This window comes from Mycolicibacterium neoaurum ATCC 25795 (assembly GCF_000691525.1).
Taxonomy (GTDB): Bacteria; Actinomycetota; Actinomycetes; order Mycobacteriales; family Mycobacteriaceae; genus Mycobacterium; species Mycobacterium neoaurum.
Map to the genome: position 1 here is coordinate 69,813 of NZ_JMDW01000012.1, position 26,008 is coordinate 95,820.

Consider the following 26,008-nt stretch of genomic DNA (forward strand, 5'->3'; position numbering starts at 1 on the left):
CGATGACGTTGAGGAGTACACGGTGAGTGGTCAGTGGTTGCGGGATCCCGAGGGACGCTACGAGTACCGCTGGTACGACGGGCAGAACTGGACCGACCAGGTATCCCACCAGGGCCAGGTTTTCGCGTCCCCGCTCGGCCCGCCGCCCGGCGCCGGTAGCCACCCGCAGGACGAGCAGGCCGCGGCCGCTCGTCAGGAAACCCCGCAGCAGGGCGGAGACGGGTTCAGCGGTATCAGCGGCGATCTGATCGACGGACGGTTCAGCGAGAAGGAGTCGTCGGCGATCGCGCTGCAGAACGAGCGGCTGCTGCGGGTCCGGGTCGGCGAGCCGTTCATGGCCCGGCAGGGTTCCATGGTCGCCTACCAGGGCAACGTCGATTTCGCCTTCGAGGGCGGCGGGGCAGGCAAGTTCCTGAAGAAGGCGCTGACCGGCGAAGGTCTTCCGCTGATGCGCGTCCAGGGCCAGGGTGATGTGTTCCTGGCCGAGCAGGCCAACTACGTGCACCTGCTGCATCTGACGAACTCGGGCCTGTCGATCAGCGGTAAGAACGTGCTGGCCTTCTCGTCGAGCCTGGACTGGAACATCGAGCGGGTCAAGGGCGGCAGCATCGCCGTCGGTGGCCTTTTCAACACCACTCTGCGGGGCAGTGGGTGGGTTGCGCTGACCACCGACGGACCGCCGGTGGTGCTCAATGCCGCCGAGGCGCCGACCTACGCCGACACCAACGCGGTGGTGGCCTGGTCGGCGAACCTGCAGACCCAGCTCAAGACCAGCTTCAAGGCGGGTGCCCTGATCGGTCGCGGCTCCGGTGAGGCCGTGCAGGTCGCCTTCCACGGCCAGGGATTCGTGATCGTGCAGCCCTCAGAGGGCATCACCATCCCGGTGCAATAGTCAGAGGCTGTCCAGGATCGACTTCATCTCGTCGATCTCTTTCTGTTGACTGTCGATGATGGCCCGGGCCAGGTCGACGGCCTGTGGGTACTGCCCGCCGTCGATCTCGCTCTGGGCCATCGTGACCGCACCCTCGTGGTGTCCGATCATCTGCTGCAGGAACAGCTTGGTTGCCTCCGGACCCGGTGCCGCGCGCAGTTTCTCGATATCGGCGGGTGCGACCATGCCGTCCATCGAACTGTGGTCCATGGCGGGCATCGGCGGGTTGCCCCATTGGTCGAGCCAGCCCTGCATCTGCTCGATCTCGGGCGCCTGCGCGGCGCGGATCTGCTCGGCCAGGGTGGCCACCCGTGGATCCACGTCGGGCTTGGCCAGCAGGATGTCGACCATCTCCACAGCCTGGCTGTGGTGCGGAATCATGTGCTGGGCGAACGCGATGTCGTCGCCATTGTGCGTGCCGGCGTCGGCGCCGGGGCCGGGGTTTGCCCCGCTGCCATCGTGACTGGTGCTGTGACCGCTCTCCTGACCGGTGTCATGGCCGTGGTCGGTGTGACCGTCGGCGGCGGGTTCGGACTGACTGGTACAGCCTGCCAATAGCAGGACGGCGGCCGCTCCCGTTGCGATTCCCGTTGCGATGGCCATCGCCGATTTCCTCATCGATGTGTTCCTCCCTACAGACGTGGACGTAGACGTTTACCCATACCCCCTACCGGTATATCATGGCGGCATGAGCATCGTCCTCAACGTCCACGGTATGACCTGTGGCCACTGCGTAAAGTCCATCACCGCCGCACTCACCGCCGTCGAGGGTGTGACCTCGGTGGATGTCGATCTGAGCGCGGGAACCGTCACCGTGGCAGGCAGCGCGGCGACCGAAACCCTCGCGGCCGCCATCGAGGACGCCGGCTACGACGTGGCCGTACCGGCCTGACCTACCCGGCAGGCGCCCGCACGCCGCCACCCCCACCACAACGTCAGAGAACCGGAGGCGAGATGAGCACCGTCACCCTCGACGTCGGCGGCATGACCTGCGCATCGTGTGCGGCCCGGATAGAGAAGCGCCTCAACCGGATCGACGGTGTCGAAGCCAGCGTCAACTTCGCCACCGAACAGGCGCGGGTCGACTACCCCGACACCGTCACACCGGAGGATCTCGTCGCCGCCGTCGAGGCCACCGGGTACACCGCCGCGGTGCCCGCCGCCCGGCCCGACGGCACCGAAACCGACGGCACCGAAACCGAACCCGACGAGTCCGCACCGTGGCGGCAGCGGCTGCTGATCTCGGCAGCACTGTCCCTGCCGGTGGTCACACTCTCGATGATCCCGGTACTGCAGTTCGACAACTGGCAATGGCTGACCCTCACCCTGGCATCCCCGGTGGTGGTGTGGGGCGCCTGGCCGTTCCACCGGGCCGCCTGGACCAACCTGCGCCACGGGGCGGCCACCATGGACACGCTCATCTCGGTGGGCGTCACCGCGGCCTACCTCTGGTCGGTGTGGGCACTGTTCTTCACCCACGCCGGGATGCCGGGTATGAAGATGCCGTTCGAGTTCATCTCGCGCAGCAACGAACCCCATCTCTACCTCGAGGTCGCCGCCGCAGTGACGACCTTCCTGCTGGCCGGGCGATACTTCGAGGCGCGGGCCAAACGGCAGTCCGGCGCCGCGCTGCGGGCACTACTGCACATGGGCGCCAAGGATGTGGCCGTGCTGCGCCCCGGGGCGAGCGAAGCGACGGGGAAAAGCACCGGGGCGAGCGAAGCGACGGGGAAAAGCACCGGGGCGAGCGAAGCGACGGGGGAAAACACCGGGGTTGGTGAGATCCGCATCCCCATAACGCAACTCGCCGTCGGGGACACCTTCGTGGTGCGCCCGGGCGAGAAGATCGCCACCGACGGTGTGGTGACCGCGGGCACCTCGGCCGTCGACGCGTCGATGCTCACCGGTGAGCCGGTGCCGTTGGAGGTCACCGTCGGCGATTCGGTGGTCGGTGCGTGCGTGAACGTGTCCGGGCGGCTGGAGGTCCGCGCCACCCATGTCGGCTCCGACACCCAACTGGCGCAGATGGCCCGCCTGGTCACCGATGCCCAGAGCGGTAAGGCCGACGTCCAGCGGCTGGCCGACCGGGTTTCGGCGGTTTTCGTCCCGATCGTGCTGGTGCTGTCACTGGCCACCCTGGTGGGCTGGTTGTTGGCCGGAGGTGCGCCGGCCGCCGCCTTCACCGCGGCGGTCGCCGTGCTGATCATCGCCTGCCCGTGTGCCCTGGGCCTGGCCACCCCGACCGCGCTGTTGGTCGGTACCGGCCGCGGTGCTCAGTTGGGCATTCTGATCAAGGGACCTCAGATCCTGGAATCCACTCGTCGGGTGGACACCGTCGTCCTGGACAAGACCGGGACCGTGACGACCGGCCGGATGTCGGTTGTCGACGTGCACGTCGCCGACGGCGAGAACGCCGATGAGATCCTCAGATCGGTCGGCGCGTTGGAGCACGGCTCCGAACATCCGATCGCGCGTGCTGTCAGCGAGTATGCGGCCCGGCGCGGCCCGCTGCCGGCGGTCGACGGGTTCACCAATCACGGCGGCCTCGGCGTCACCGGGGTGGTCGAGAACCGGGCGGTGGCCGCCGGCCGACTCAGCTGGCTGCGCGCGGACTGGTCGCTGGAAGCACCGCAGCGCCTGGTGCAGGTCGCCGATGAGGCTGCCACCCATGGACATACCCCGATCTGGTTCGCCGCCGACGGGCAGATCCGCGCCGTCATCGTGGTGGCAGACACCATCAAAGACACCGCCGCCGAAGCGATTTCCGGATTTCGCGGGCTCGGCCTCACCCCGATCCTGTTGACCGGTGACAACCGCCGGGCCGCCGAATCGGTGGCCGGCCAATTGGGTATCGAACGGGTGGTCGCCGAGGTCCTGCCCGCAGGAAAGGTCGACGTGATCACCTCGCTGCAGGCCGAGGGCCATGTCGTCGCCATGGTGGGCGACGGTGTCAACGACGCACCCGCGCTGGCCACCGCCGATCTCGGCCTGGCGATGGGCACCGGCACCGATGTTGCCATCGAGGCATCGGATCTGACCCTGGTGCGCGGGGATCTGCGTGCCGCCGTCGATGCCATTCGGCTGTCCCGTGCCACGCTGGGCACCATCAAGGGCAATCTGTTCTGGGCGTTCGCCTACAACGTCGCGGCCTTACCGCTGGCCGCGGTCGGCCTGCTCAACCCGATCATCGCCGGCGCCGCGATGGCCTTCAGTTCGGTGTTCGTGGTGAGCAACAGTCTGCGGCTGCGCCGGTTCTCGCCGAGCACAGACGCCGCAGGCACTCGGGTGGGCTAACCGGGACCGTAGCGCGCCCGGAACAGCTTGACCTCGTCCTTGATGCCCTTGAGCCGTTTGGCGCCCGCGAAGGACCACTCGATGCCGGCGTCCTCGCCGATCGCATCGTGCACCGCCTCGGTGACCAGCACGGCGCCGGGCCGGGCCGCGCCGGTGACACGGCTGGCCAGATTGACCGGGCTGCCGAACCAGTCGCCCGCCCGGTTGACCGCCTTCCCCGAGGCCAAACCCACCCGCAGTCGCGGGAATTCGTCATCGGCACCCGCGGCTTCCAGCAGCGCCAGCACCGCCGTCAACAACGCCATCGGTTCGGGACTGACCAGCATCACGGCATCGCCGATCGACTTGACGAATCGCACCGGTGGCGCGACCACCTCGTGGGTGGTCTGCACCAGCCGGTTGGCCAGACCTTCGAGTTCCTCGGGCGGCACCGCCTCGCCCAGCTTGGTGAAGCCCACCAGATCGGCGAACGCGACGGTCACCTCCCGGGCACCCGGTAGTGGCCGTCCCTCGGCACGCTCGCCCGCGGTCACCGCATCGGACTCCATGGTGCGGCGCAGTTCCAGACGCAGCATGTCCTCGATCAGCGGGCCGAGCAGCGGGTTGACCTGTCGCAACAACGCTTCGGACGCCACCGCGACATCCAGCTCGCTGACCCCGGGGGCCATGACCGCCGCCATCGAGGTGAACCGCATCGCCTCGGCCGTCTTGGACAATCCGTCGGCGAGCGCCCGCACGACCAGGACGATATTGTCCTCGTCGATACCCATATCCGCGAATTGCTTTGCATAGCGGGCTATCTCACCATCGACACGCAGGTGCGCAGGCTCGTCGACATCGTCGACCCGTGGCAGGCCCAGCGCCCGCTGAACCCGCTGCAGCAGCTCCAGATCGATACCGGTGCTCTCGCAGATCTCGCGGGCGGACACATAATCGCCGTCATCGCCAAGGATCCGGCGCGACGCCAACAGGACCGGTTCGTCGCAGTCGCGGATCTGTTCGACCGTGACGCCCTGATCCAGCAACCATGGGATCAGTTCGGCCCGGTCGGCACGAGCCTGACCGGTCAGCCCGTCGAGCAGGCCGGAGGCCTCGACGTCGAAGCCGATATCGGAGTCGCTACCCACCGGGCCAACCTATACCGCCGGCGGGCAAGATCGGGGCGGTGAGCGATGTGCTGCACGGCCTTGCGCCCATCATCGGCGCGCACCCCACCATCTTGGTGTTGGGGAACATGCCCAGCGCACTGTCCCTCGAGCATCGGCAGTACTACGGCAATCCGCGCAACGCCTTCTGGCGGATCTGCGCCGACATCTACGGTTTCGAGCCGGACGCGCCCTACCCGCACCGCGCGGCGGCGCTGGCCGGGCACGGCGTCGCGGTGTGGGATGTGCTGAAGTCGTGCCGGCGGATCGGCAGCCTCGACTCGGCGATCGAGCCGGCCAGCATGGTGGCCAACGATATCGGCGCATTGCTGCGCGACCACCCCGGCATCGGCCGGCTGGTGTTCAACGGCAAGGCCGCCGAACGCAACCATCGCAGGCTGGTCGTCGATGCGCCGGACCTGCCGATAGTGCAACTACCGTCCACCAGCCCGGCGCACACGATGGCCTATGCCGAGAAGTTGCGGCACTGGCGGGACGCGCTCGGCTGACCGCGGGACGGACGGACCGGCCGAGGCGGGCGGATACGGTGTCTGCATGTCCTGCGTGTTCTGCGCCATCATCGCCGGTGAGGCGCCCGCCGTCCGCATCCACGAGGATGACGACCTGCTGGCGATCCTCGACATCCGCCCCTTCACCCGCGGTCACACCCTGGTGATCCCCAAGACCCACAGCGTCGACCTGACCGACACCGCACCCGACACCGTCGCGGCGATGGCCGCACTGGGCCAGCGCATCGCTCGTGCGGCCAGGCGCTCCGGCCTGCACGCCGACGGCAACAACATCGCCATCAACGATGGCAAAGCGGCGTTCCAGACGGTGTTCCACATTCACCTGCATGTCGTCCCGCGCCGCGCCGGCGACAAACTGAGTTTCGCCAAGGGCATGCTGGTGCGCCGCGACCCCGACCGCGAGGAGTCCGGGCGACTGTTGCGCACCGCACTGGCAGAACTCGACGCGGCCGAGCAGGATTGACCCATGAGCATGCCGCCATGGGAGCGATACATCGGGCTTCCGCTGCTGTTGTTGCACGACAAGCTGTACAAGGCCACCGACGGCCGGATCGGCCACACGATCCCGTTCGGCCCCAAGGCCCTGATCCTGCACACCGTCGGCGCCAAGACCGGACTGGCCCGGGCCAACGCGTTGACCTACGCCCGCGACGGCGAGGACTACCTGGTGGTGGCCTCCAAGGGCGGCGAGCCCAAGGCGCCCGGCTGGTATCACAATCTGAAGGCCAACCCGCAGGTCGAGATCAACGTCGGTCCGCGGCGCATTCCGGTGACGGCCAGGGCCGTATTTCCCGGCGATCCCGATTTCGACCGGTTGTGGCGGATCGTCAACGATATGCGCGGTAACAAGGACCGCTACATCGGCTATCAGAAGCGCACATCGCGGCCCATCCCGGTGATCGTGCTGAGCCCCTAGAGCAGTTCCTTGGCCAACAGCTCCAACGTGCGCTCGCGGGCCGGCGCGGTGTCTGCCGCGGTGCCGGCGAAAGCCGAGGCGACGGGATTCACCATCACCTCGTCGACGTCGAATTCCGCTGCCAGCGCCCGCATCTGATCGGCCGCGCCGGCAGCGTCCCCGACGACGGTGCGCGCCACCGACGAGTCGATGATCAACTGCTCCTGCGCCGATACCGAAGTGGCCTCGGCTTTCTCGACCAGATCCAGCGGCCCGAGCGGACGGCCGGTGCGCAATCGGCCCATCATCTGCAGATTCGGCAGCAGCAACCGATGCGCCTCCTCGGCGGTGTCGGCCACCGACGCATTGACGGTCAGGAAGGTCCGCGGCGCGGAAAGCTCAGGGCTGGGCCGGAATTCGGCACGATAGGTGGCCAGCGCCTCGGCGGTCCCCTGACCGGAGAAGTGGTTGGCGAACACGTACGGCAGGCCCTTGGCGGCGGCCAGGTGCGCCGAATACATCGACGAACCCAACAGCCACAACGTGCACTCCCCGACCGCGGCCGGAGTCGCCTTGAGGGTGTAGTCCTGCTGGGCCAGCATCCCCCGCGACAGTCCCACCCGCGCACCACCGGTGCTCATCAGGGCCGCGACATGGTCGAGGTAGTCGGGAAACCGCTCGATGTCCTCGTCGTTGGCCGCACGCGCCCCGCGCAGCGCCATCGACGTCACCGGGTCGGATCCCGGCGCCCGGCCGATGCCCAGGTCGACACGTCCGGGGGCCATCGCCTCCAGCAGGGCGAACTGTTCGGCGACGGCCAGCGGCGCATGGTTGGGCAACATCACCCCACCCGACCCGAGCCGGATCCGCTCGGTCTGATTGGCCAGATAGGCCAGCAGCACGGGCGGGCTGGTCGCCGCCACCGCGGGCATGTTGTGGTGTTCGGCCACCCAGTAACGGGTGAAGCCCAACCGATCGGCGGTCTGCGCGACCTGCACGGTCGCCGCCACCGCGTCGGCGGTGCTCTGATCGGTACGGACAGGAACGAGGTCCAGGACAGATAGACGCATTAATGGTTCAACGTCGCCGCGGTCCCGTTTCGTTCCCCGCGAGCCGGGCCGCTGTGGTGAAGACATCATCGAGCATCGCCGGGGTGAGCCGGCCGGTGAACATGTTCTGTTGGCTGGGGTGATAACAGCCCAACAGCGTCGCGCCGGAGGTCAATCGCACCTGCACACCGTGGCCGAACACCGGCTTCGGTCCCGCGACAAGTTCGTCGGCCACCAGTCCGGCCGCCACCTGCCAGGCGAATCCGCCGAGCGCCACCACCACCCGGACCGATTGTCTGACCCGCCGCCATTCGGCGGTGAGCCACGGCGCACAGGTGGTCCGCTCCTGCGGGGTCGGCTTGTTGGCCGGGGGCGCGCACCGCACCGGCGCGACGATCCGCACCGCATCGCTGCTCAGCCCGTCGGCGGCGTCGACGCTGACCCCGGCGCTGACCAGCCCGGCCCGGAACAGCGCCGCGAAAAGCTGATCACCGGAGCGGTCCCCCGTGAAGACACGGCCGGTCCGATTGGCGCCGTGTGCGGCCGGGGCCAATCCGACGATCAGCACCCGCGGGCGGCGCGCACCCCAGCCGGGGATGGGCCTGCCCCAGTACGGCTGGTCGGCGAACGCGCGGCGCTTCTGCGCGGCGACGTCCTCACGCCACGTGACCAGCCGCGGACATGCCCGGCAGACACTGACCTCGGCATCCAGGAGGGGCAGCGAGCGCGCCCCGGCTGCCAGCACCTCGACATCGGCGGCGTCGAGCGCCACCGGAGTGGTCCGCTTGGCGGGATCGCCCGGCCAGCCGGAGCCGGGGGGCACCGGCGAAGAGAAGGGTTTCCCGGTGCGCGGATGCGGGAGGTTCTGCTCTGTTCCAGGCACGGATCCATCCTGCCCGGCGCGCGGAAAATCGGTCGCCGGGACGCCGATACCGCTGCTAGATTCGCCGCGATAGCCATGCAGACCCGCAGCCGAGGCCCGGCGTTCCTCATCTTGTTCGCCGCATGCGCGGCCGGTGCGGGCAACGGCATCTCCATGGTCGCGTTCCCGTGGCTGGTGTTGCAGCGCAACGGGTCGGCATGGGAGGCATCACTGGTCGCGATGGCCGGGACCCTGCCGCTGCTGGCCTCGACTGTCATCGCGGGTGCCGCGGTGGACTATATCGGCCGCCGCCGGGTGTCGATGATCTCCGATGCGCTGTCGGGGCTGTCGGTGGCCGCCGTACCGGTGATCGCGTTGGCGTTCGGGGTGCACGCCGTCAACGTCGCGGTGCTGGCCACGCTGGCGGCGCTCGGCGCGGCCTTCGATCCGGCGGGGATGACCGCCCGCGAGACCATGTTGCCCGAGGCAGCGACCCGCGCACGGTGGACCCTCGATCACGCCAACAGCGTCTACGAGGCGGTCTTCAACCTGGCCTACATCGTCGGTCCGGGCATCGGCGGCATGCTGATCGCCACCATCGGCGGTATCGAGACGATGTGGGTGACCGCGGCCGCGTTCGGCTGCTCGATCCTGGCCATCTCGGTGCTGCGGCTGGACGGCGTCGGGCCGCCGGACCGGTCCGAGCTGCCCGAACAGGTCTGGGCCGGCGTGGTCGAGGGCCTGCGTTTCGTCTGGAACCTCAAGGTGTTGCGCACCCTGGCGCTGATCGACCTGGCGGTGACCGGCCTGTACATGCCCATGGAAGCGGTGCTGTTCCCGAAGTACTTCACCGACCGCAATGAGCCCGCCCAACTGGGCTGGGTGCTGATGGCACTCTCGATCGGCGGCCTGGTCGGCGCGCTCAGTTATGCGGTGCTGTCGAAGTACATGAAGCGGCGCACCACCATGCTGATCGCGGTCATCACCCTGGGCGTGGCCATGACGATCATCGCGTTCCTGCCACCGCTGCCGTTGATCCTCGGGCTTTCGGCGATCGTCGGCTTCGTCTACGGGCCGATCCAACCGATCTACAACTACGTCATGCAGACCAATGCGCCGACGCAGCTGCGGGGCCGGGTGGTCGGGGTCATGGGATCGCTGGCCTACGCCGCCGGCCCGCTGGGATTGTTGCTGGCCGGGCCGCTGGCCGATTCCGCGGGATTGCACGCCACCTTCCTCGCGCTGTCGGTGCCGATGTTGCTGATCGGTCTGGTGGCCATCGGGTTGCCCGCGCTGCGCGACCTCGATCGCGACCGCGCCGTCGACCGGTAGCGCGACCCGCGCCGGAACCGGAACTGCCGCAGTGCGCAATATGGATCGCCGACTAGGCTTTGCGGGTGCGGTTGAAGTGGCCACTGGTGGGACGAGCGGCGGAGATCCAGACGATCCGCCAGGCCGTCACGTCACCGGAGCTGCGCGGCATCGTGGTGTCCGGACCGGCCGGCGTCGGCAAGAGCCGGCTCACCCGGGATGCGCTGCACGGTAGCCCGGCACGGTGGATCGTCGGCACGACCGCGGCGCGCACCCTACCGCTGGGCGCGTTTGCCGCCTGGGCACCCGACCCCGATGGTGACCGGCTGCAGTTGGTCCGCGGCGTCATCGACGCCGTGACCGCCACCGCGACCGGTGAGCCTGCCGTGATCGGCGTCGACGATGCCCATCTGCTCGACGATCTCTCCGCGTTCGTGCTGCATCAGATCGTGCAGCGGGGCGCCGGCCGCGTCGTGCTGACCGTGCGCGACGGCGAACCGGTCCCCGATACCGTCCGCGAGATATGGAAGGACCATCCCTTCGATCGGTTGGAGCTACGTCCACTGCGCCAGCCCGACAGTTCCGCACTGCTCACGGCGGTGCTGGGTGGGCCCGTCGATGAGTCTGCGGCGCAACGACTCTGGGACCTGACCCAGGGAAACGCGCTCTATCTTCGCAATATCGTCGAGCATGAACTCGCCGAAGGCAGGCTGGTGTCGTGTGATGACCGCTGGCAGTGGCTGGGCCGTCCGGTGTTACCGACCGGGCTCGTCGAGCTCATCGAATCACGGTTCCGTGACCTCGAGCCGTCGGTCGGGGAGGCCATCGACGCACTCGCGGTCGCCGAACCGCTCGAACTCGCCGTCCTGCAGCGGGTCACCTCCGTGGACGCGGTCGAGGCAGCCAACGTCCGCGAACTGGTGGTGCTGCAGGACACCGCCGAAGGCGTGCAGGCCCGAATCGCCCACCCGCTCTACGGAGAATTGCGGCGCAGCCGTTGCCCGGCGGCCACCCTGCGCCGGTTACGCGGCCGCATCGTCACCGAGTTGACGACGCGCAATCAAGCCGACGACCTGCGGGCGACCGTCCGACGCGCCACCCTGCTGATCGACTCGGACCTGGCCCCCGACCCCGACCTGCTGGTGCGGGCCACCCGCGGCGCTATCAGGCTTGCCGACCTCGCGCTGGCCGAGCGGCTCGCGGCGGCCGCCCAACAGGCCGGCGCGGGCCCGGAGGCCACCTACCTTCGAGCGCACGCGTTGTCCTGGCTGTTCCGCGGGCGGGAAGCCGAGGAGATCCTGGCGGCACTGGACACCGCGGCGCTGTCGGACACCGAACGCGCCGGCTTCGCCCACCTGCGCGCCTCCAACCTGCTCTGGGCGCTGCACCGACCGCACGAAGCCAAGGCGCACGCCGATACGGTCGCCGCCGACCTCGACGCAGCGGGCAGGCAGTGGCTGGACGCCTTCCGCACCGTGTACTGGTTCGCGATGGACCGGCCCGATGACGCCGAGCGGGTCGCCGAATCGGTCGACCTCGACTCCCTGCCGGAAGCGCTGCGCGGTGAGACCGCATGGGCACTGGCCACCATCGCCGCCGATGCGGGCCGTACGACCGCAGCCCGCGAACTGGTTGCGCTGGGCTACCGGACGGCGGTGCACGGAGCGTTCGACACACCGCACATCAGGTTCAACCTGGCCGATTCCGAACTGACGGCCCTGGTGCTCGCCGGCCGCATCGAGGATGCCCGACAGGTGGCCGAACGGGTCGTCTCCGAAGCCACCGACCTACCCGGTACCGCCCACTCCCTGGGACCGGCGATAGCCGCCCGCGCCGCACTGGCGCACGGTGACATCGCCGGGGCGACAGCGCTTTTCCGCCAGATCGCCGCGGTGATGGCCGGACACGAGAAGGGGTGGGGTTTCCGTTACGGCATCGCCCATGCGACGGCGTTGGCCATGCGCGGGGCCGCCGACGATGCCGAGACCATCCTCGATCGATTCGATGCGCTGGACCGCCCCTTCCGCCCGTTGCGTTACGAGCGTGCCGTGGCGCGTGCCTGGGTTGCGGCAGCGCGCGGCTGGGTCAGCCAGGCCACCGCGACCCTGTCCACCGCCGCACACGAGGCCGGCGCCGAGCACAGGTTCGCCGCCGAGCTGTGGTGTCGACAGTTGGCCACCCAGTTCGGCGACCGCAGCCATGCCGATCGGCTGACCGAACTGTGCGACCTGGTGGAAGGTCCGCGCGCCGGCCTGGCCGCCCGCTTCGCCATCGCACTGCGCGTCGGTGACGCGGCCGAACTATGCGTGTTGTCAGAGGAATTCGAGAAGATCGGCGATCGCGTCGCCGCGCTCGATGCCGCCGCCCACGCGGCCACGATCTTCCGCAGTCAGGGTAAGCGGGGATCGGGTCTGACCTGTTCGACGCGGGCCGACGCGTTGGCAGCCGAGTGCGGCGTACGCACCCCGACCAAGGAGTCGGCCAGCGAGGAGATACCGCTGACCGGCCGGGAACGGGAGGTCGTCGCCGTGCTCGCGGCGGTGACACCGATGCCGAGCAACCGCGATATCGCCGACCGGCTGAGCCTGTCCATCCGGACCGTCGAGGGCCACATCTACCGCGCGATGAACAAGACCGGCACCACGACCCGCGAAGAGCTGGCCGAACTGCTGCGCCGGCGCCGCCCATAGACTCAAGTGGTGAGTTCCGCTCTGGACGGCCTGATCGCCGCATTGCCCGAGGGCACCGTCGTCACCGACCCCGATATCGTCGCCTCCTATCGCCAGGACCGCGCCGCCGATCCCGATGCGGGCACCGCGCTGGCGGTGGCCCGCCCCCGCAGCACCGAGGATGTGCAGACCATCGTCCGGTGGGCCGCCGCGAATGGGGTCGCCGTCGTCCCACGCGGCGCTGGCACCGGTCTGTCCGGTGGTGCGACGGCGCAGGACGGCAGCATCGTGCTGTCCACCGAACGGATGCGCGATATCACCGTCGACACCGCGACACGCACCGCCGTGGCGCAGCCGGGGCTGCTCAACGCCGAGGTGAAGAAGGTCGTCGCCGAGCACGGACTGTGGTACCCGCCGGACCCGTCCTCGTTCGAGATCTGCACGATCGGTGGGAACATCGCGACCAACGCCGGCGGGCTGTGCTGTGTGAAATACGGCGTCACCACCGACTACGTGCTGGGCCTGGAGGTGGTCCTCGCCGACGGGACGGCCGTGCGACTGGGCGGGCCGCGGCTGAAAGATGTTGCGGGACTGAGCCTGACGAAGCTGTTCGTCGGGAGCGAGGGAACCCTCGGCATCATCACCGAGGTGACGTTGCGGCTGTTGCCGCCGCAGCACCCGGCATGCACCGTGGTGGCCACGTTCGCCTCGGTGGAGGCGGCCGCTGACGCCGTCGTCACCATCACCGGCAAGATCAGGCCGTCGATGCTGGAGTTCATGGATGCCGCGGCCATCAACGCCGTCGAGGACAAGCTCAAGATGGGCCTGGACCGCACCGCGGCGGCGATGATGGTGGCCGCCTCCGATGACCGCGGCCCGGCTGGTGCCGCCGACGCGGAGTTCATGGCCGAGGTGTTCACCGAGGCCGGTGCCACCGAGGTGTTCTCGACCTCGGACCCGGCGGAAGGCGAAGCATTCGTGGTGGCCCGCCGGTACGCCATCCCGGCGGTGGAGGCCAAGGGATCGCTGCTGCTCGAGGACGTGGGTGTGCCGCTGCCGTCGCTGTCGCACCTGGTCGCCGGTATCGAGAAGATCGCCGCGCAGCATGATCTGCTGATCTCGGTGATCGCTCACGCCGGTGATGGCAACACCCACCCGCTGATCGTGTTCGACCCCGCCGATACCGATATGGCCCGCCGCGCCGAGATCGCGTTCGGCGAGATCATGGACCTCGCGGTGTCGCTGGGCGGCACCATCACCGGTGAGCATGGGGTGGGCCGGTTGAAGAAACCGTGGCTGGCCGGATACCTGGGCCCCGAGGCGATGGAACTCAACCGCCGGATCAAGGCGGCCCTGGACCCGGCCGGAATCCTCAACCCCGGCACCGGGCTCTGATCGAGGCACCGCGTCAGCGGCCGGCGACCTGCCAGGCCGATGCGTCGGTCTGCTCGGTCCAGAACCGGGCGAACCGGCCACCGGCCGCGAGCAATTCGTCGATGGAACCGTCCTCGACGATCCGCCCGCCCTCGACGAACAGCACGCGTTCGGCTCCCTGGATGCTTGCCAACCGGTGCGCGACGATGACCCGTGTCCGGTCGCGCAGGTCGGCGGTCAATGCCGCGACGACGGCGGCCTCGTTCTCGGTGTCCAACGCGCTGGTGGCCTCGTCGACAAGCAGCACCGGCGCCGGTTTGAGCAGTGCGCGAGCGATGCTCACCCGCTGACGCTCACCACCGGACAACGCCGAGCCGGCCTCCCCCACCTCCGTGCGATCACCGTCGGGCAACCGTCCTGTGAGCTCGTCGACCCGCGCGAGTGCGGTCGCCGCGCGGTAGGCCCGCTCCCCCGCGTCCGGGTCGCCGATCAGGATGTTGTCCCGCAGCGACCCGTCGAACAGGTAGGGATGCTGGAACACCATGCTGATCGCCGCGCGACGTGCCGCCGGCTCGAGCTGCGCCAGATCCTGTCCGTCGAACAGCACGCGGCCGCTGCCGGGTTCGTGCAGACCGGCGATCAGGCCGAGGATGGTGCTCTTCCCCGAACCGGACGGTCCGACGATCGCGGTCGTGGTACCCGGTTCGAGGGTGAAGCTGAGCTCGCTCAAGACCGTCGATTCGCCGTACCCGAAAGACACCCGCTCGAATTCGATGCGGGGTGCGCGGTCACCGGGCAACACATCGGCGCCAGCGCTGCGGGTGGGGGCGTCGAGCACCTGTTGGATTCTCGCCAGCGTGGCGCGGGTGGACTCCAGCGCTCCGGATAATTCGCTCAGGACGGTGAACGGCTCCAGATAGCGTGCGATGACCACGATGAGCGCGACGGCCTCGGGCACCGTCAAGGCGCCGCGCACCGTGAGAATGGTTGCGGCGGCGGCGAACACGATCAGCGCGAGCTGGCTGGCCAGGCTGAACAGCAGCTGTCCGGGGACCTGCATGGTGAGCAGCCGCAGGCCGGCGCCGTGCTGGGCCTGCAGCGCGGCGCCCACCAGACTGCGGGCGGGCTCGACCCGGCGTGCCGCGCGCAACGCCTGCTGGGTGCGGGCGAACTCGATGATCCGTTCGGTCAGCACAGTGTTGGCCTCGGCCGCGAGACGGTCGGCGCCGCGGGTCAATCGTCCCGATAACCACAGGGCGCCGAGCAGGACCGCGACGCCGGCCAGGGCGGCCAGCCCGAGCGGCACCGAGATGGTCAACAGGGCAAGCGATATCGCCGTGGGAAGCAGTACAGCACCGATCAGCGGGGTCAGCAGATTGACCACCAGGCCGACCAGCTCGGGTCCGGTGGCCGCGATGGCAGCACGGGTGGTCGCGGTGTTGTCCTGGGAAAGCCAATCCAGTCGGACATCCGGGAGCCGGTCGGCCATATCGTGCTGGGTGTTGTCCAGCACGGCAAAGCCGATATCGAAACCGAGTGCCGCCGTGCGGGTGTCGATCACCCAGCCGGCCACCGTCACTGCCGTCAGCCAGCCAAGCCAACCCCAGGCGTCACCGGGTGTGGTGCTGAACAGCGCGGAGACCAGCGGCACCAACAGCACCACGCCGACCGCCCGCAGCACCACCGAGACGACGGCCAGCACGGTGTACAGGCCGACCTTGTTGCGCCGCTCGGCGGGGATCAGGGCCAAGAGGGTGCGGATCATCGGGTCGCCTCCGCGGTGTCGGTGAGGGGGTGCGCCGATTCCCACAGCGCCCGGTAGCGTCCGGCGGTGGCCAGCAGCTGATCATGGGTGCCGGTTTCGGCGATCACGCCGTCGTCGAGGACGACGATCTGGTCGGCGTGGGTGATGGTGTGCAACCGGTGGGCGATGACCAGGACGGTCCGGTTCTCGGTCAACCGATCGAGCGCCTGCTGCACAAGGTATTCCGATTCCGGGTCGGCGAATGCGGTGGCCTCGTCGAGGATCAGCACCGGGGTGTCGGCAAGGATGGCGCGGGCGATGGTCAGGCATTGTCGCTCCCCACCGGACAGTCCCGCACCCGAGCCGAGCACCGTGTCGTAGCCCTGCGGCATGCCCTCGATACGGTCGTGGATGCGGGCAGCGCGGGCGGCCGCGATGATCCGGTCGATATCGGCGTCCGGATCGGCGAGCGCAATATTGTCGGCGACGCTACCGTGCACCAGCTGTGCGTCCTGCAGCACGAATCCCACCCGCCGGTACAGCTCGTCGGCTGACAGCGCGCGGATATCGTCACCGCCGATGCTGATGGCGCCGTGCTGGACGTCGTGGAACCGGGCCAGCAGCGCGGCCAGCGTCGACTTACCCGAGCCCGACGGACCGACCAGGGCGGTGACCGTCCCGGGTGCCAGGGTCAGCGAGACGTCCTTGATCACCGGAACTTCGGGACGGTAACCGAAGCTCACTCGGTCGAAGACCACCGTCGGCGCTCCGCCGTCGGCACCGGTCGCGAGGTCCGCGCGGACGGTCAGCTCGGGTTCGTCGAGCACGCTCTGCACCCGTCGCGCGGCGAGCGTGCCGCCCTGGATGCCGGCCAACCCATAGCCGATACCCAGCAGGCGCGCGCCGAACGTCGTGCCCAGCAACAGGAATGGCAGCAGATCGACGGGGTCGAGCGCACCGCCGACGACCAGCGGGGTGCCCACGGCCATGATCAGCCACAGGAACGTCGTCGGCCTGGTGACCAGATCCATCAGGGTTTTCTTGCCGACGAACGGGCGTTGCCAATCGACGAGGAAGGCGATGTAGTCGTCGAGCCGAGTGCGGAAACTCGACGATGCGGCGCCGCCGAAGATGCGGACGACCGGCTGGCCCTCGAGGTAGGCGCCCGCCTCCCCGCTCATCCGTTCGGCCCACTTGGGTGCCTGGGTGATCTTGTTGCCGGATTGGATGGTCATCACCGACATCAGCACCAGGTAGACGAGCACCGGGCCGAAGAGCACCAGGGCGATGCGCCAGTCGACGACGAAGAGGTACACCAGCACCGCCACGGGCGCGATGACCGCGGCGACCGCGTCGGGGATGGCATGGGTGATCAGGTAGTGCAGCGACAGGGTGTCGTCCTGCACGAGCTGTTTGATCGATCCCGATCCCCGGGCGGTGAACCAACCCAGCGGTAGTCGTGAGAGCTTTGTCAGCAGCCTGCCGCGCAGCTCCCTGGCGAACGTCGCGTCCACCCGGTGCAGCCACAGCGCCAGTGCCGCGGTCAGGAAGGTGCCGGTACCCAACAGCGCGAGCGCGGCAATACCCAAGTCCCACAGCCGGTCCGCGTCAGCACCGGCGAGCAGCAGCCGCGCCAGCTCGACCAACAGCACGAACGGCGCCAGCTCGACCAGTGTGATCAAGGCCTGCAGGACGCCGGAGATGATCATGGTCTTCTTCAGCGGTGCCAACAGCCGGCCGGCGGCCTGCGCCCGCCAGGTACCCGTCGGGTCCGACCGTGGTGTTTCCGCGGGCTCGGGCTCCTTTGCGGGAGTCTCCACAACGGGCTCGTCGCCACGCTTGGTGCCCATGGCCCGACCCTCGGTCCAGTAGGCCTGGGCGTGGATCTCCTGTTTGGGGAAGCCGAATTCGTCGCGCAACCGGGTCCGCAGGCCCTTGAGTGTGCCGGCCTCGGGGCCGGCCCAGGCGTACCAGTTGGACCAGTCGCGGGATTCGATGGCGGCGGCGACCGCGGCGGCATCGGTCCGCGGCACCCGGTGGACCCGCAGCCGCGGATGCTCGGCCAGTGGGATCAGCGGGTCGTCGTCATGGTGTTGTTCCAGGTACAGCTCGACGGGGATGTCGTGCGGGACGGCGCCGATGATGCCGTTGATGGCCGGCTGGGAGGCGCTGTCGCCGATCAGCAGGTACCCGGCGGGCCGGTCCGCCGGGTCCTCCGGGACCGAGAAACCCTTGGACCCCATGACCATTGCCGCGATGGTGGCACCGGGTGCGACGTCGGCGGCCCAGCGGGATGCCGGCCCGGCCGGCTCATGCAGCACCACATCGATGGCGAAGTGGCCGGTGGCCGGATCGGATTCCGAGATCGTGTACGCGCGCTGGAACTCGGTGTCGGTGCCGTCGGGGTCGGGGAACCAGAACCGCAGCCAGGAGGTGGGTTCGGTGGCCGAGTCCTCGAAGATCGTCGGTGACACCATCTGGATGCGCACACAGTGTGGGGCCAACCGTTGCGTACTCAGCACGGTCACCTGGTGATCGCGCGCACCGAAACCGCGCATCATCACGCCCTGGAATCCGCGTGCCATCTCGGGGCCTCCTTCTCAGATGCCACCGGTCTGCATCTGTTAGGAGTTTAGGCTAGCCTTACTCGCTATCGGATCCGGGCGCACCTCGGCGCACGCTCAGCGGGTGTAGAGCTCCGGGCGGCGCAACCGCAGATAGTTCACGTGCCCGCCGAGCACGCTGCGCAACGCGAGGTCGACGGTGAGGACGTCCTCGTCGCGGCCGAGTTCGGCCACCACCCGGCCGTCGGGGTCGACCGCGCGGCTGCCACCGCAGAATCGGTGCCCGATCTCGGTACCGCACCGGTTGGCGTAGACCAGCGGCAACCGATTTTCCAGCGCGCGGGACTGTGCGGCGATCAGGTGATCGTTGTACAGCGGGTCCATGTTGGCCGAGCTGACCACCAGCAGCTGCGCCCCGCCATCGGCCAGGGTGCGGGCGACCTCCGGGAATTCCATGTCGAAGCAGTTCACCAGGCCCACCCGCAGATCACCGAGCTGCGCGACGACCAGCCGGTCCCCGGCGGTGAACGCCTGCGCCTCTGCGTCGAACAGGTGCGTCTTGCGATAGTTGGCAACCAGTGCGCCGGTGGCGTCGATCGCGGCCATCGAGTTGTAGGGCTTGCCCGGCCCCGGCTCCAGGTAACCGCCCACGAACGCGGTGCCGACCGCGGCGCAGGCCTCGGCGATCTCGGCCATTGCCTGCTCCGGCGGGGCGGCCAACTCGTCGAGATCGTCGATCTCGTAACCGGTGAGGGCCAATTCGGGCACCACCACCAGATCGGCGTCGGCGTGCTCCCGTACGAGTGCACTGAGTCGGGCACTGTTGCGCCCGATATCGCGTGCGGCGACGTCGAGTTGAGCGATCGCGACCCGGATGGTGTCAGCGTTGTCGGCCATCTGGCCATTCTGCAACAGCGGCGCAGGCGAACCGGCCCACGAAGACAGGGGTGCGCCGTTACGCTCCCGACAAAGGCGGTTTCGCTGGGGAGGCGACGGGGATGGCAGTGCGTGAGGGCGACCCTTCATATCTTGTGCAATGGGCGGATGTGATGCGGCGTGCGGGGGCGGTCGCGGCGATGGCTGCAGCGGCCCTGCTGTTCGGCATCGGCGGGGCCGGGATCGCGCAGGCCGACGAGCCGGGTTCCACGAGCCCGGCGAGCGCGCAGCAGGACGCGGCGGACGGATCGGACCCGGCGCCCGACCCCGCCTCGACGCGGTTGGCCGACGCCGGTGCGGTCTCCGGACCGGACGATCACGACCGCGACGCCGCGGTGGACACCGATCGCCCGAGCACGGGCCGGGTCGCGACGCGCGCGCAGACACTGCCCGATGACAATCCGCTGGCGGAGGCGGCCGTTGCGCGCGCCGAACCGGTGGCCCTGCCCGCACCGACCGACGAGAAGTCCACGGCGCACGGCGATATCGGGAAGTGGATGCTCACGCCCGCGGGGCAGATCTCGGACTGGGGCGGTAAGCAACACGACGGCCGGACGCTGTTGGAAGCGGTGAACGTGATCATCGTCGATCCACGGTCGACGACGCCGGGGCAGGCCGGGCGTCGGCTCAACCAGGCGATGTTCGCGTCCGGATTCCCGGCCCAGCCGTTACACAGCTTCGGGTTCCAGGGCCGCATCGACGATGTCACCTACGGCCAACAGCCGGGCGGGGTGCTGGTGAGCTACTCCGATGATTTCTTCTTGCGCGAGAACAATCACGGCCGGATGTTCGGGCCGGATCCGATCGAGACCGCGACCGGGTTCGTCTGGAGTGGCGCGTTCTCCACCGAGCGGGTCGAGTTCGCCGGGTGGGTGCCCGGCCACTCCTACGTCTCGTCCAATCAGGCGCGGGATTCACTGGCGACGGCGTTGGTCAGGAGCGGCCAGGCCACGTTCGGCGGTCTCGTCGCGCTGGACAATGCATATCAGAGCCTGACCAGCACCACCGGTGACCATGACGGATTCGCCGTCGTGCTGGTGCTGACCGGAGTCGGCGGTCCGTCGCGGCGCGAGATGCTGGTGAGCACGCGGGGCGGGGTCACCTCCGGGATCATGGCCGCCTCGGTGACGGCCGAGCGGACCTGTCCGGTCCTCCCGTCGACGTCGGTGGGCCTGACGCAATGCCGGCCCGACGGCCCCGTGGTTGCCATACCCGCGCGACGATCCCTTGACAGGACTTTCTGACCGTCGTATTCATGAGACATGACAGCTCAGATGTCTCACGATGCGGTCTTCCAACTCGCGACCGCCGAGACCTGGCCCGACCCGTGGCCGATGTACCGGGCCCTGCGTGACCACGATCCGGTGCACCATGTCCGGACCGACCATCCCGACCACGACTACTACGTGCTGTCCCGGCATGCCGACATCTGGGCCGCCGCGCGCGATCACCGCACCTTCTCCTCGGCCCAGGGCCTGACGGTCAACTACGGCGAGCTGGAGATGATCGGGCTGACCGACAACCCGCCGATGGTCATGCAGGATCCACCGGTGCACACCGAATTCCGCAAGCTGGTTTCACGCGGCTTCACCCCGCGGCAGGTGGAGGCGGTGGAGCCCAAGGTGCGCGAATTCGTCGTCGAGCGCATCGAGAGATTGCGCGCCGATGGCGGCGGCGACATCGTCGCCGAGCTGTTCAAACCGCTGCCGTCGATGGTCGTCGCCCATTACCTCGGGGTGCCCGACGAGGACCGCGGTCAGTTCGACGGCTGGACCGACGCGATCGTCGCCGCCAACACCGCCGACGGGGGCATCGGCGGCGCACTGGAAGGCCTCGGCGATGCGCTGGGCGCCATGATGGCCTACTTCACGGCACTTATCGAGAAGCGCCGCGCCGAACCGGCGGACGACACCGTGTCACATCTGGTGGCCGCCGGCGTCGGTGCCGACGGGGACATCGCCGGGGTGCTGTCCATCCTGGCGTTCACCTTCACCATGGTCACCGGCGGGAACGACACCACGACCGGAATGCTGGGCGGCTCGGTGCAACTGCTGCACCGACACCCCGACCAACGCCGGCTACTCGTCGAACATCCGGACCTCATCGACGATGCGGTCGACGAGTTCCTCCGGCTGACCTCACCGGTACAGGGGTTGGCGCGCACCACCACCTGCGATGCGACGGTGGGCGACACCACGATCCCCGCCGGTCGCAAGGTGCTGCTGCTCTACGGTTCGGGCAATCACGACGAACGCCAATACGGTTCGGACGCCGAGCAACTCGATGTCCGGCGCCGCCCGCGCAACATCCTGACCTTCAGCCACGGCGCGCACCACTGCCTGGGGGCCGCGGCCGCGCGGATGCAGTCGCGGGTCGCGCTGCAGGAATTACTGCGCCGCATACCGGAATTCGAGGTCGACCTGGACAGGGTGACGTGGGCCGGTGGCAGCTACGTGCGGCGACCGCTGTCGGTACCGTTCACCGTATGCCGATGAGCGATTGGCTGGCCGACCGGCGGACCGAGGCCGCCGCCGAACGTATTCTCGACGCCGCCGAGGAGCTGTTCACCCGACACGACGCCGCCGCGGTGGGAATGAATGAGATCGCCCGCGCCGCAGGCTGTTCGCGCGCCACGCTGTATCGCTACTTCGAGAGCCGCGATGCGCTCCACACCGCCTACGTGCACCGCGAGACGCATCGACTGTTCGGTGAGATCGGCGAGCAGCTCGCCGCGATCAGCGACCCACAACAGCGGTTGGTCGAGGGCGCGCTGAGCGCTTTGCGCCGGGTACGGGACAGCCCGGCGCTGGCGTCGTGGTTCGCTCACTCGGCCCGCCCGATCGGCGGCGAGATGGCAGAACGCTCCGAGGTGATCAGAACGCTGGCCGAGGCCTTCCTGGCATCGATGGGCGATGATCAACCCGGACTCACGCTGCGGGCCCGCTGGCTGGTGCGAGTACTGATCTCACTGCTGCAGTTTCCCGGCAACGACGATGCCGACGAACGCGCCATGCTGGAGACCTTCGTCGCCCCGACGGTCGGCGGATTCCTCACGCAGCCCAGTACGCGCGCGCCTTGACCGATTTGCGCGGGATCTTGTAGTCCTCGCGCAGCACCTTGGCCACCGCCCTGGTGGTGCGGTTGTCGCAGGCCACCCAGCCGAAGTGGTCCGCAGCATCGAAGGCCGCCTCGGCGACGACGCGCACCAACTCAGCGCCGCCGTCGATACGGTCGACCCAGGTGACATCGGCTCTGCCGGTGGGGATCTCGCGGTCATCGTCGTGGGATGACTCGAGGAAGACCTGTGCCGGTGCGTCGCCGATGGCCGCAAGCAGCGAGTTGATCGCGGGTAACGAGGCAGCATCGCCGACGATGACATATCCCGCGGGCGCCGGTTCCGGAATGGCGAAATCACTGCCCAGCACCGTCACCTCAAGGGTGTCACCGACTGCGGCATTGCGCGCCCACCGGGTGGCGACACCGTCGTGCATGGCGAAATCGATATCGACGGTGCCCTTTTCAGGGTCCGGGTTGACCAGGGTGTAGCCGCGTTGATGGGAACGTGCCCCGTCGGGGAACCAACCGCGTACCCACATCGTCGGGTGGATGGACTGCTCACTCAGCAGTTCGGGTGCGACGAAGTGCAATCGCAGGAAGTTCTCGGTGATATCGGTGCGGCCGGTGACGGTCAGTTCGTAGTCCCCGCCGCGCCACAGCTTGACCAGCACGCCCTCGATACCGCGTGACGGCTTCAGATCGATCATGAGCCCTCCTAAGTCGATGCTTAGGTAAGGGTACCCTAATTTCTATTCGGGCGGTCTCGCACCCGGGTCAGCCGATGCAACAACCAGGCGAACGGGATGGTCGCCACCATCGTGCCGAAGAACAACGCCCACATCGAGCCGGTGTAGATCGGGAAGCGCAGCACCTCGACCATCACCAGTTCCATCAGGATCAGGTGGATCAGGAAGATCTCATAGGAGATCTCACCGAGGAACACCATCGGCCGACTCGCCATCGCCCGGTAGTAGCAGCCATTGCGACCCGGCGCCGACCCCGTTAGCGCCAAAGGCGCGACCACCAGCGTGGCGATCGCCATGTAGAACACCGTCTTCACCAACGCCTCGCTCAACAGGGCCGGCGAGGTGGTCGGCGCACCGGCCAGCGGCGTGGCGGCGATCAGATAACAGATCACCGCCAGCGGCAGGCACAGCATCGCGTAGGCGCGGGCACCCGTGGCCTCCCACACCGCAAGCAGCATGCCGCCGACGAACCAGGCCAGGTAGGTCGGCAACCACAGCGGTGCGGCGTCGGGAAGGAAATCGGTGCTGTGCACCAACCACAGCCACGCCGGGCTGACTGCAAACAGCACACCCAACCCGGTCAGCAGCAGGCCCGGTCGCCACCGTCGCCGGCACAGCACCACCAGCAACAACCACGCCAGCACCGGCAACACCAGATAGAAGGCCACCTCGACGGCCAGGCTCCACATCTGTGTCATGCCCTGGTGCAGATACGAATACAGGTAGTTGTCGGTGTAGATCTGGGTCAGAGTCAGATTGCGCAGCAACCCTTCCCAGGTGTGTCCGGGGTTGGGCCCGGCCTCGCGGAAGTGATACACCGCGTAGGCCACCAGCACGGTCACCACGTACGCCGGCATGATGCGGCGCACCCGATGCCAGGCATAGCGCCGAACCGACGGCGACGGCAGCCCGGCAGCCGCCGCGCGCACCCACGGCCGGAACAGCAGAAAACCCGACAGCACGAAGAAGATCGGCACACCGATCTCGGCGCGCGACCAGAACGAACCGGTGAAACCCTGCGGGTACTTACCCGTGGTGTACGCCGCGTGCGTCAACACCACCAGCAGTGCGGCGACCGCGCGCACACCGGTCAGCGCGTCGACCCGCCCGGTGGCCGAGACCGACTCCAGACCACCCTGGGCTTCGCGCTGCGACGTCACGAGTCCTTGCGGCGGGGCTTGCTGTTGCCGCTGCCGCGGTCAGGTTGCAGGTTGATCAGCACACCCTGGATCCGCGTGTTCTCCAGCTTCTTGTACACCTCGCGCGGCAACTTGGCAGGCAGCTCCACCAGCGAGTGGTCGACCCGAATGGCGATATGCCCGAAATCGCTGCGGTGCAGCCCACCCTCGTTGGCGATGGCACCGACGATCGCACCGGGAGCCACTTTGTGCCGCTTGCCCACCGCGATCCGGTAGGTCGCCAGATCGCTTCGCGTGCTGTGCTTCTTGCGCGGACGGTCCTCGCGGGATCCCCGATCGTCGCGGTCGGGGCGCTCCCTGCGCTTCTCCGGCGGCGGCTCGGTCATCAGGAACTCTTCGCCGTTGCGCGACTGCAGCGCCAACGCGGCGGCGATATCGGCCAGCGGCACATCGTGATCGCGTTCGTAGTCCTCGATGAGACGGCGGAACAGCTCGATCCCTGGACTATTGAGTGAATCGGTGATGGAGTCGCGGAACTTGGCCACCCGCTGGGCGTTGACATCATCGACCGACGGCAACTGGATCTCCACCAGCTTCTGCCGGGTGACCCGCTCGATCGAACCCAGCAGGTGCCGTTCGCGCGGGGTGACGAACAGCAGCGCCGTGCCCGAACGCCCCGCCCGGCCGGTGCGCCCGATGCGGTGCACATAGGACTCGGGGTCATGCGGGATGTCGAAGTTGACCACGTGGCTGATGCGTTCGACGTCCAGGCCGCGGGCGGCGACATCGGTGGCGACCAGGATGTCGATCGTGCCGTCCTTGAGCTGGCTGATGGTGCGTTCACGCACGGCCTGCGGGATGTCACCGTTGATGGCCGCCGCGGCGAAACCGCGGGAACGCAGCTTCTCGGCGACCTCCTCGGTGGCCTGCTTGGTGCGGACGAACACGATCATCGCGTCGCCCTCTTCGACCTCCAGCAGCCGCGTCAGCGCATCCATCTTGCGGGGATAAGACACCTGCAGGTAGCGCTGGGTGATGTTCTCGGCCGTCTGGGTCTTGGACTTGACCGTCACCTCGACCGGATCGTGCAGGTACTTGGCGGTGATCTTCTTGATGGCCGGCGGCATGGTCGCCGAGAACAGGGCGACCTGCTTGTACTCGGGGGTGTCGGCCAGGATGCGTTCGACATCCTCGGCGAAACCCATCTGCAGCATCTCGTCGGCCTCGTCGAGCACCAGGTAATCCAGGTGCGAGAGGTCCAGACTGCCCTTCTCCAGATGGTCGATGACGCGTCCCGGCGTACCGACGACCACCTGCGCGCCACGTTTGAGACCGGCGAGCTGGGGCCCGTAGGACGAACCGCCGTAGACGGGCAGCACGTTCACCGACAGGTGGGCGCCGTACCGACCGAAAGCCTCCGCGACCTGCAAGGCCAGTTCCCGCGTCGGGGCCAGGACCAGTGCCTGGGTGTGACGGCTGCCGACGTCGATCTTGGACAGGATCGGGATGGCGAACGCCGCCGTCTTGCCCGTTCCGGTCTGGGCGAGGCCGACGACATCGGAGCCCGCCAGCATCGGCGGGATGGTGGCCGCCTGGATCGCCGAAGGCGACTCGTAGCCGACCTCCGTGACGGCCTGCAGCACGGATGGGTGAATCTGCAGGTCAGCAAAGGTCAGTTCGGGGGCGGGGCTGGGTTCATCGGTCGAGGTCATTTCATGAGCAGTCTAATGTGTGCGCGTCGCCACCCCCGACCAGACGTGGC

General features: G+C 68.4%; 22 protein-coding genes. 12 read left to right on the top strand and 10 right to left on the bottom strand.

Annotated features, from left to right (window positions below):
- Positions 1 to 22: 22 nt before the first annotated feature.
- Positions 23 to 892, top strand: a complete 870-nt coding sequence (locus IC40_RS0117985) for an AIM24 family protein (RefSeq protein ID WP_030136084.1) — start codon at positions 23 to 25, stop codon at positions 890 to 892.
- On the opposite strand, the gene IC40_RS0117990 is transcribed toward IC40_RS0117985, so the two are convergent.
- Positions 893 to 1,534: a DUF305 domain-containing protein gene (locus IC40_RS0117990; protein WP_030136085.1), complete on the bottom strand. Its 642-nt coding sequence runs from the start codon at positions 1,532 to 1,534 to the stop codon at positions 893 to 895.
- Between the two features lie 85 nt (positions 1,535 to 1,619).
- Between IC40_RS0117990 and IC40_RS0117995 the strand changes: the two genes are divergently transcribed.
- The gene (locus IC40_RS0117995; RefSeq protein ID WP_030136086.1) at positions 1,620 to 1,823 is read left to right on the top strand and encodes a cation transporter; all 204 of its coding nucleotides are present in this window, start codon (positions 1,620 to 1,622) and stop codon (positions 1,821 to 1,823) included.
- Positions 1,824 to 1,885: 62 nt separating this feature from the next.
- The gene (locus IC40_RS0118000) at positions 1,886 to 4,225 is read left to right on the top strand and encodes a heavy metal translocating P-type ATPase (RefSeq protein ID WP_030136087.1); all 2,340 of its coding nucleotides are present in this window, start codon (positions 1,886 to 1,888) and stop codon (positions 4,223 to 4,225) included.
- Here the strand turns inward: IC40_RS0118000 and IC40_RS0118005 are convergent.
- Entirely contained in the window at positions 4,222 to 5,352 is a 1,131-nt protein-coding gene (locus tag IC40_RS0118005) for an adenylate/guanylate cyclase domain-containing protein (protein WP_030136088.1), read from the bottom strand. The genes IC40_RS0118000 and IC40_RS0118005 overlap by 4 nt on opposite strands.
- A gap of 38 nt (positions 5,353 to 5,390) precedes the next feature.
- Here IC40_RS0118005 and IC40_RS0118010 point away from each other — a divergent pair, with 38 nt between their 5' ends.
- Genes IC40_RS0118010 through IC40_RS0118020 form a run of 3 tightly spaced genes read left to right on the top strand, consistent with a single transcriptional unit; the run spans position 5,391 to position 6,816 of the window.
- Positions 5,391 to 5,879 (top strand): DNA-deoxyinosine glycosylase, encoded by a 489-nt coding sequence (locus tag IC40_RS0118010; RefSeq protein ID WP_030136089.1) that lies wholly within the window; start codon positions 5,391 to 5,393, stop codon positions 5,877 to 5,879.
- Positions 5,880 to 5,925: 46 nt separating this feature from the next.
- A complete protein-coding gene (locus IC40_RS0118015; RefSeq protein ID WP_030136090.1) occupies positions 5,926 to 6,363 on the top strand; it encodes an HIT family protein in 438 nt (145 codons plus the stop codon).
- A 9-nt stretch (positions 6,364 to 6,372) separates the two neighbouring features.
- Complete coding sequence (locus IC40_RS0118020) at positions 6,373 to 6,816, top strand: nitroreductase family deazaflavin-dependent oxidoreductase (RefSeq protein ID WP_081650048.1); 444 nt, start codon at positions 6,373 to 6,375, stop codon at positions 6,814 to 6,816.
- On the opposite strand, the gene IC40_RS0118025 is transcribed toward IC40_RS0118020, so the two are convergent.
- A complete protein-coding gene (locus IC40_RS0118025) occupies positions 6,813 to 7,865 on the bottom strand; it encodes an LLM class flavin-dependent oxidoreductase (protein ID WP_030136091.1) in 1,053 nt (350 codons plus the stop codon). The two genes, IC40_RS0118020 and IC40_RS0118025, sit on opposite strands and share 4 nt — an antisense overlap.
- Before the next feature lie 7 nt (positions 7,866 to 7,872).
- Complete coding sequence (locus tag IC40_RS0118030; protein WP_030136092.1) at positions 7,873 to 8,727, bottom strand: uracil-DNA glycosylase; 855 nt, start codon at positions 8,725 to 8,727, stop codon at positions 7,873 to 7,875.
- 75 nt (positions 8,728 to 8,802) lie between these two features.
- Here IC40_RS0118030 and tap point away from each other — a divergent pair, with 75 nt between their 5' ends.
- From tap to IC40_RS0118045, 3 genes are all read left to right on the top strand, one after another.
- The gene (gene tap / locus IC40_RS0118035) at positions 8,803 to 10,038 is read left to right on the top strand and encodes a multidrug efflux MFS transporter Tap (RefSeq protein ID WP_030136093.1); all 1,236 of its coding nucleotides are present in this window, start codon (positions 8,803 to 8,805) and stop codon (positions 10,036 to 10,038) included.
- Positions 10,039 to 10,103: 65 nt separating this feature from the next.
- The gene (locus tag IC40_RS0118040; protein ID WP_030136094.1) at positions 10,104 to 12,707 is read left to right on the top strand and encodes an AAA family ATPase; all 2,604 of its coding nucleotides are present in this window, start codon (positions 10,104 to 10,106) and stop codon (positions 12,705 to 12,707) included.
- 6 nt (positions 12,708 to 12,713) lie between these two features.
- Positions 12,714 to 14,081 carry an FAD-binding oxidoreductase gene (locus tag IC40_RS0118045; protein WP_030136095.1) on the top strand — a complete coding sequence of 456 codons (1,368 nt, stop codon included), beginning with the start codon at positions 12,714 to 12,716 and terminating at the stop codon, positions 14,079 to 14,081.
- 13 nt (positions 14,082 to 14,094) lie between these two features.
- Here IC40_RS0118045 and IC40_RS0118050 read toward each other — a convergent pair whose 3' ends face one another.
- From IC40_RS0118050 to IC40_RS0118060, 3 genes are all read right to left on the bottom strand, one after another.
- Positions 14,095 to 15,825 carry an ABC transporter ATP-binding protein gene (locus IC40_RS0118050; RefSeq protein WP_030136096.1) on the bottom strand — a complete coding sequence of 577 codons (1,731 nt, stop codon included), beginning with the start codon at positions 15,823 to 15,825 and terminating at the stop codon, positions 14,095 to 14,097.
- A complete protein-coding gene (locus IC40_RS0118055; RefSeq protein ID WP_030136097.1) occupies positions 15,822 to 18,389 on the bottom strand; it encodes an ABC transporter ATP-binding protein/permease in 2,568 nt (855 codons plus the stop codon). The genes IC40_RS0118050 and IC40_RS0118055 overlap by 4 nt, the downstream gene beginning before the upstream one ends.
- Positions 18,390 to 18,485: 96 nt before the next feature.
- Positions 18,486 to 19,265, bottom strand: a complete 780-nt coding sequence (locus IC40_RS0118060; RefSeq protein WP_030136098.1) for a nitrilase-related carbon-nitrogen hydrolase — start codon at positions 19,263 to 19,265, stop codon at positions 18,486 to 18,488.
- Positions 19,266 to 19,444: 179 nt separating this feature from the next.
- Here IC40_RS0118060 and IC40_RS26920 point away from each other — a divergent pair, with 179 nt between their 5' ends.
- Genes IC40_RS26920 through IC40_RS0118075 form a run of 3 tightly spaced genes read left to right on the top strand, consistent with a single transcriptional unit; the run spans position 19,445 to position 22,383 of the window.
- A complete protein-coding gene (locus IC40_RS26920; protein WP_157837328.1) occupies positions 19,445 to 20,548 on the top strand; it encodes a hypothetical protein in 1,104 nt (367 codons plus the stop codon).
- 18 nt (positions 20,549 to 20,566) lie between these two features.
- Positions 20,567 to 21,799 carry a cytochrome P450 gene (locus tag IC40_RS0118070; RefSeq protein WP_030136100.1) on the top strand — a complete coding sequence of 411 codons (1,233 nt, stop codon included), beginning with the start codon at positions 20,567 to 20,569 and terminating at the stop codon, positions 21,797 to 21,799.
- Complete coding sequence (locus IC40_RS0118075; RefSeq protein WP_030136101.1) at positions 21,790 to 22,383, top strand: TetR/AcrR family transcriptional regulator; 594 nt, start codon at positions 21,790 to 21,792, stop codon at positions 22,381 to 22,383. Before IC40_RS0118070 ends, IC40_RS0118075 begins: the two co-directional genes overlap by 10 nt.
- On the opposite strand, the gene IC40_RS0118080 is transcribed toward IC40_RS0118075, so the two are convergent.
- Genes IC40_RS0118080 through IC40_RS0118090 form a run of 3 tightly spaced genes read right to left on the bottom strand, consistent with a single transcriptional unit; the run spans position 22,355 to position 25,958 of the window.
- Positions 22,355 to 23,068: a siderophore-interacting protein gene (locus tag IC40_RS0118080; protein ID WP_030136102.1), complete on the bottom strand. Its 714-nt coding sequence runs from the start codon at positions 23,066 to 23,068 to the stop codon at positions 22,355 to 22,357. The two genes, IC40_RS0118075 and IC40_RS0118080, sit on opposite strands and share 29 nt — an antisense overlap.
- Before the next feature lie 35 nt (positions 23,069 to 23,103).
- Positions 23,104 to 24,267 carry an acyltransferase family protein gene (locus IC40_RS0118085; protein WP_030136103.1) on the bottom strand — a complete coding sequence of 388 codons (1,164 nt, stop codon included), beginning with the start codon at positions 24,265 to 24,267 and terminating at the stop codon, positions 23,104 to 23,106.
- Entirely contained in the window at positions 24,264 to 25,958 is a 1,695-nt protein-coding gene (locus IC40_RS0118090) for a DEAD/DEAH box helicase (RefSeq protein WP_030136104.1), read from the bottom strand. The genes IC40_RS0118085 and IC40_RS0118090 overlap by 4 nt, the downstream gene beginning before the upstream one ends.
- Positions 25,959 to 26,008: the final 50 nt, after the last annotated feature.

What these genes read in the sequence shown, in the direction of transcription:
- IC40_RS0117990 (WP_030136085.1), bottom strand. Translation starts at nt 1,534, where the DNA reads ATGGCCATCGCAACGGGAATCGCAACGGGAGCGGCCGCCGTCCTGCTA.
- IC40_RS0117995 (WP_030136086.1), top strand. Translation starts at nt 1,620, where the DNA reads ATGAGCATCGTCCTCAACGTCCACGGTATGACCTGTGGCCACTGCGTA.
- IC40_RS0118000 (WP_030136087.1), top strand. Translation starts at nt 1,886, where the DNA reads ATGAGCACCGTCACCCTCGACGTCGGCGGCATGACCTGCGCATCGTGT.
- IC40_RS0118015 (WP_030136090.1), top strand. Translation starts at nt 5,926, where the DNA reads ATGTCCTGCGTGTTCTGCGCCATCATCGCCGGTGAGGCGCCCGCCGTC.
- IC40_RS0118020 (WP_081650048.1), top strand. Translation starts at nt 6,373, where the DNA reads ATGCCGCCATGGGAGCGATACATCGGGCTTCCGCTGCTGTTGTTGCAC.
- IC40_RS0118025 (WP_030136091.1), bottom strand. Translation starts at nt 7,865, where the DNA reads ATGCGTCTATCTGTCCTGGACCTCGTTCCTGTCCGTACCGATCAGAGC.
- tap (WP_030136093.1), top strand. Translation starts at nt 8,803, where the DNA reads ATGCAGACCCGCAGCCGAGGCCCGGCGTTCCTCATCTTGTTCGCCGCA.
- IC40_RS0118050 (WP_030136096.1), bottom strand. Translation starts at nt 15,825, where the DNA reads ATGATCCGCACCCTCTTGGCCCTGATCCCCGCCGAGCGGCGCAACAAG.
- IC40_RS0118055 (WP_030136097.1), bottom strand. Translation starts at nt 18,389, where the DNA reads ATGGCACGCGGATTCCAGGGCGTGATGATGCGCGGTTTCGGTGCGCGC.
- IC40_RS0118060 (WP_030136098.1), bottom strand. Translation starts at nt 19,265, where the DNA reads ATGGCCGACAACGCTGACACCATCCGGGTCGCGATCGCTCAACTCGAC.
- IC40_RS26920 (WP_157837328.1), top strand. Translation starts at nt 19,445, where the DNA reads ATGGCTGCAGCGGCCCTGCTGTTCGGCATCGGCGGGGCCGGGATCGCG.
- IC40_RS0118070 (WP_030136100.1), top strand. Translation starts at nt 20,567, where the DNA reads ATGACAGCTCAGATGTCTCACGATGCGGTCTTCCAACTCGCGACCGCC.
- IC40_RS0118075 (WP_030136101.1), top strand. Translation starts at nt 21,790, where the DNA reads ATGCCGATGAGCGATTGGCTGGCCGACCGGCGGACCGAGGCCGCCGCC.
- IC40_RS0118080 (WP_030136102.1), bottom strand. Translation starts at nt 23,068, where the DNA reads ATGATCGATCTGAAGCCGTCACGCGGTATCGAGGGCGTGCTGGTCAAG.
- IC40_RS0118090 (WP_030136104.1), bottom strand. Translation starts at nt 25,958, where the DNA reads ATGACCTCGACCGATGAACCCAGCCCCGCCCCCGAACTGACCTTTGCT.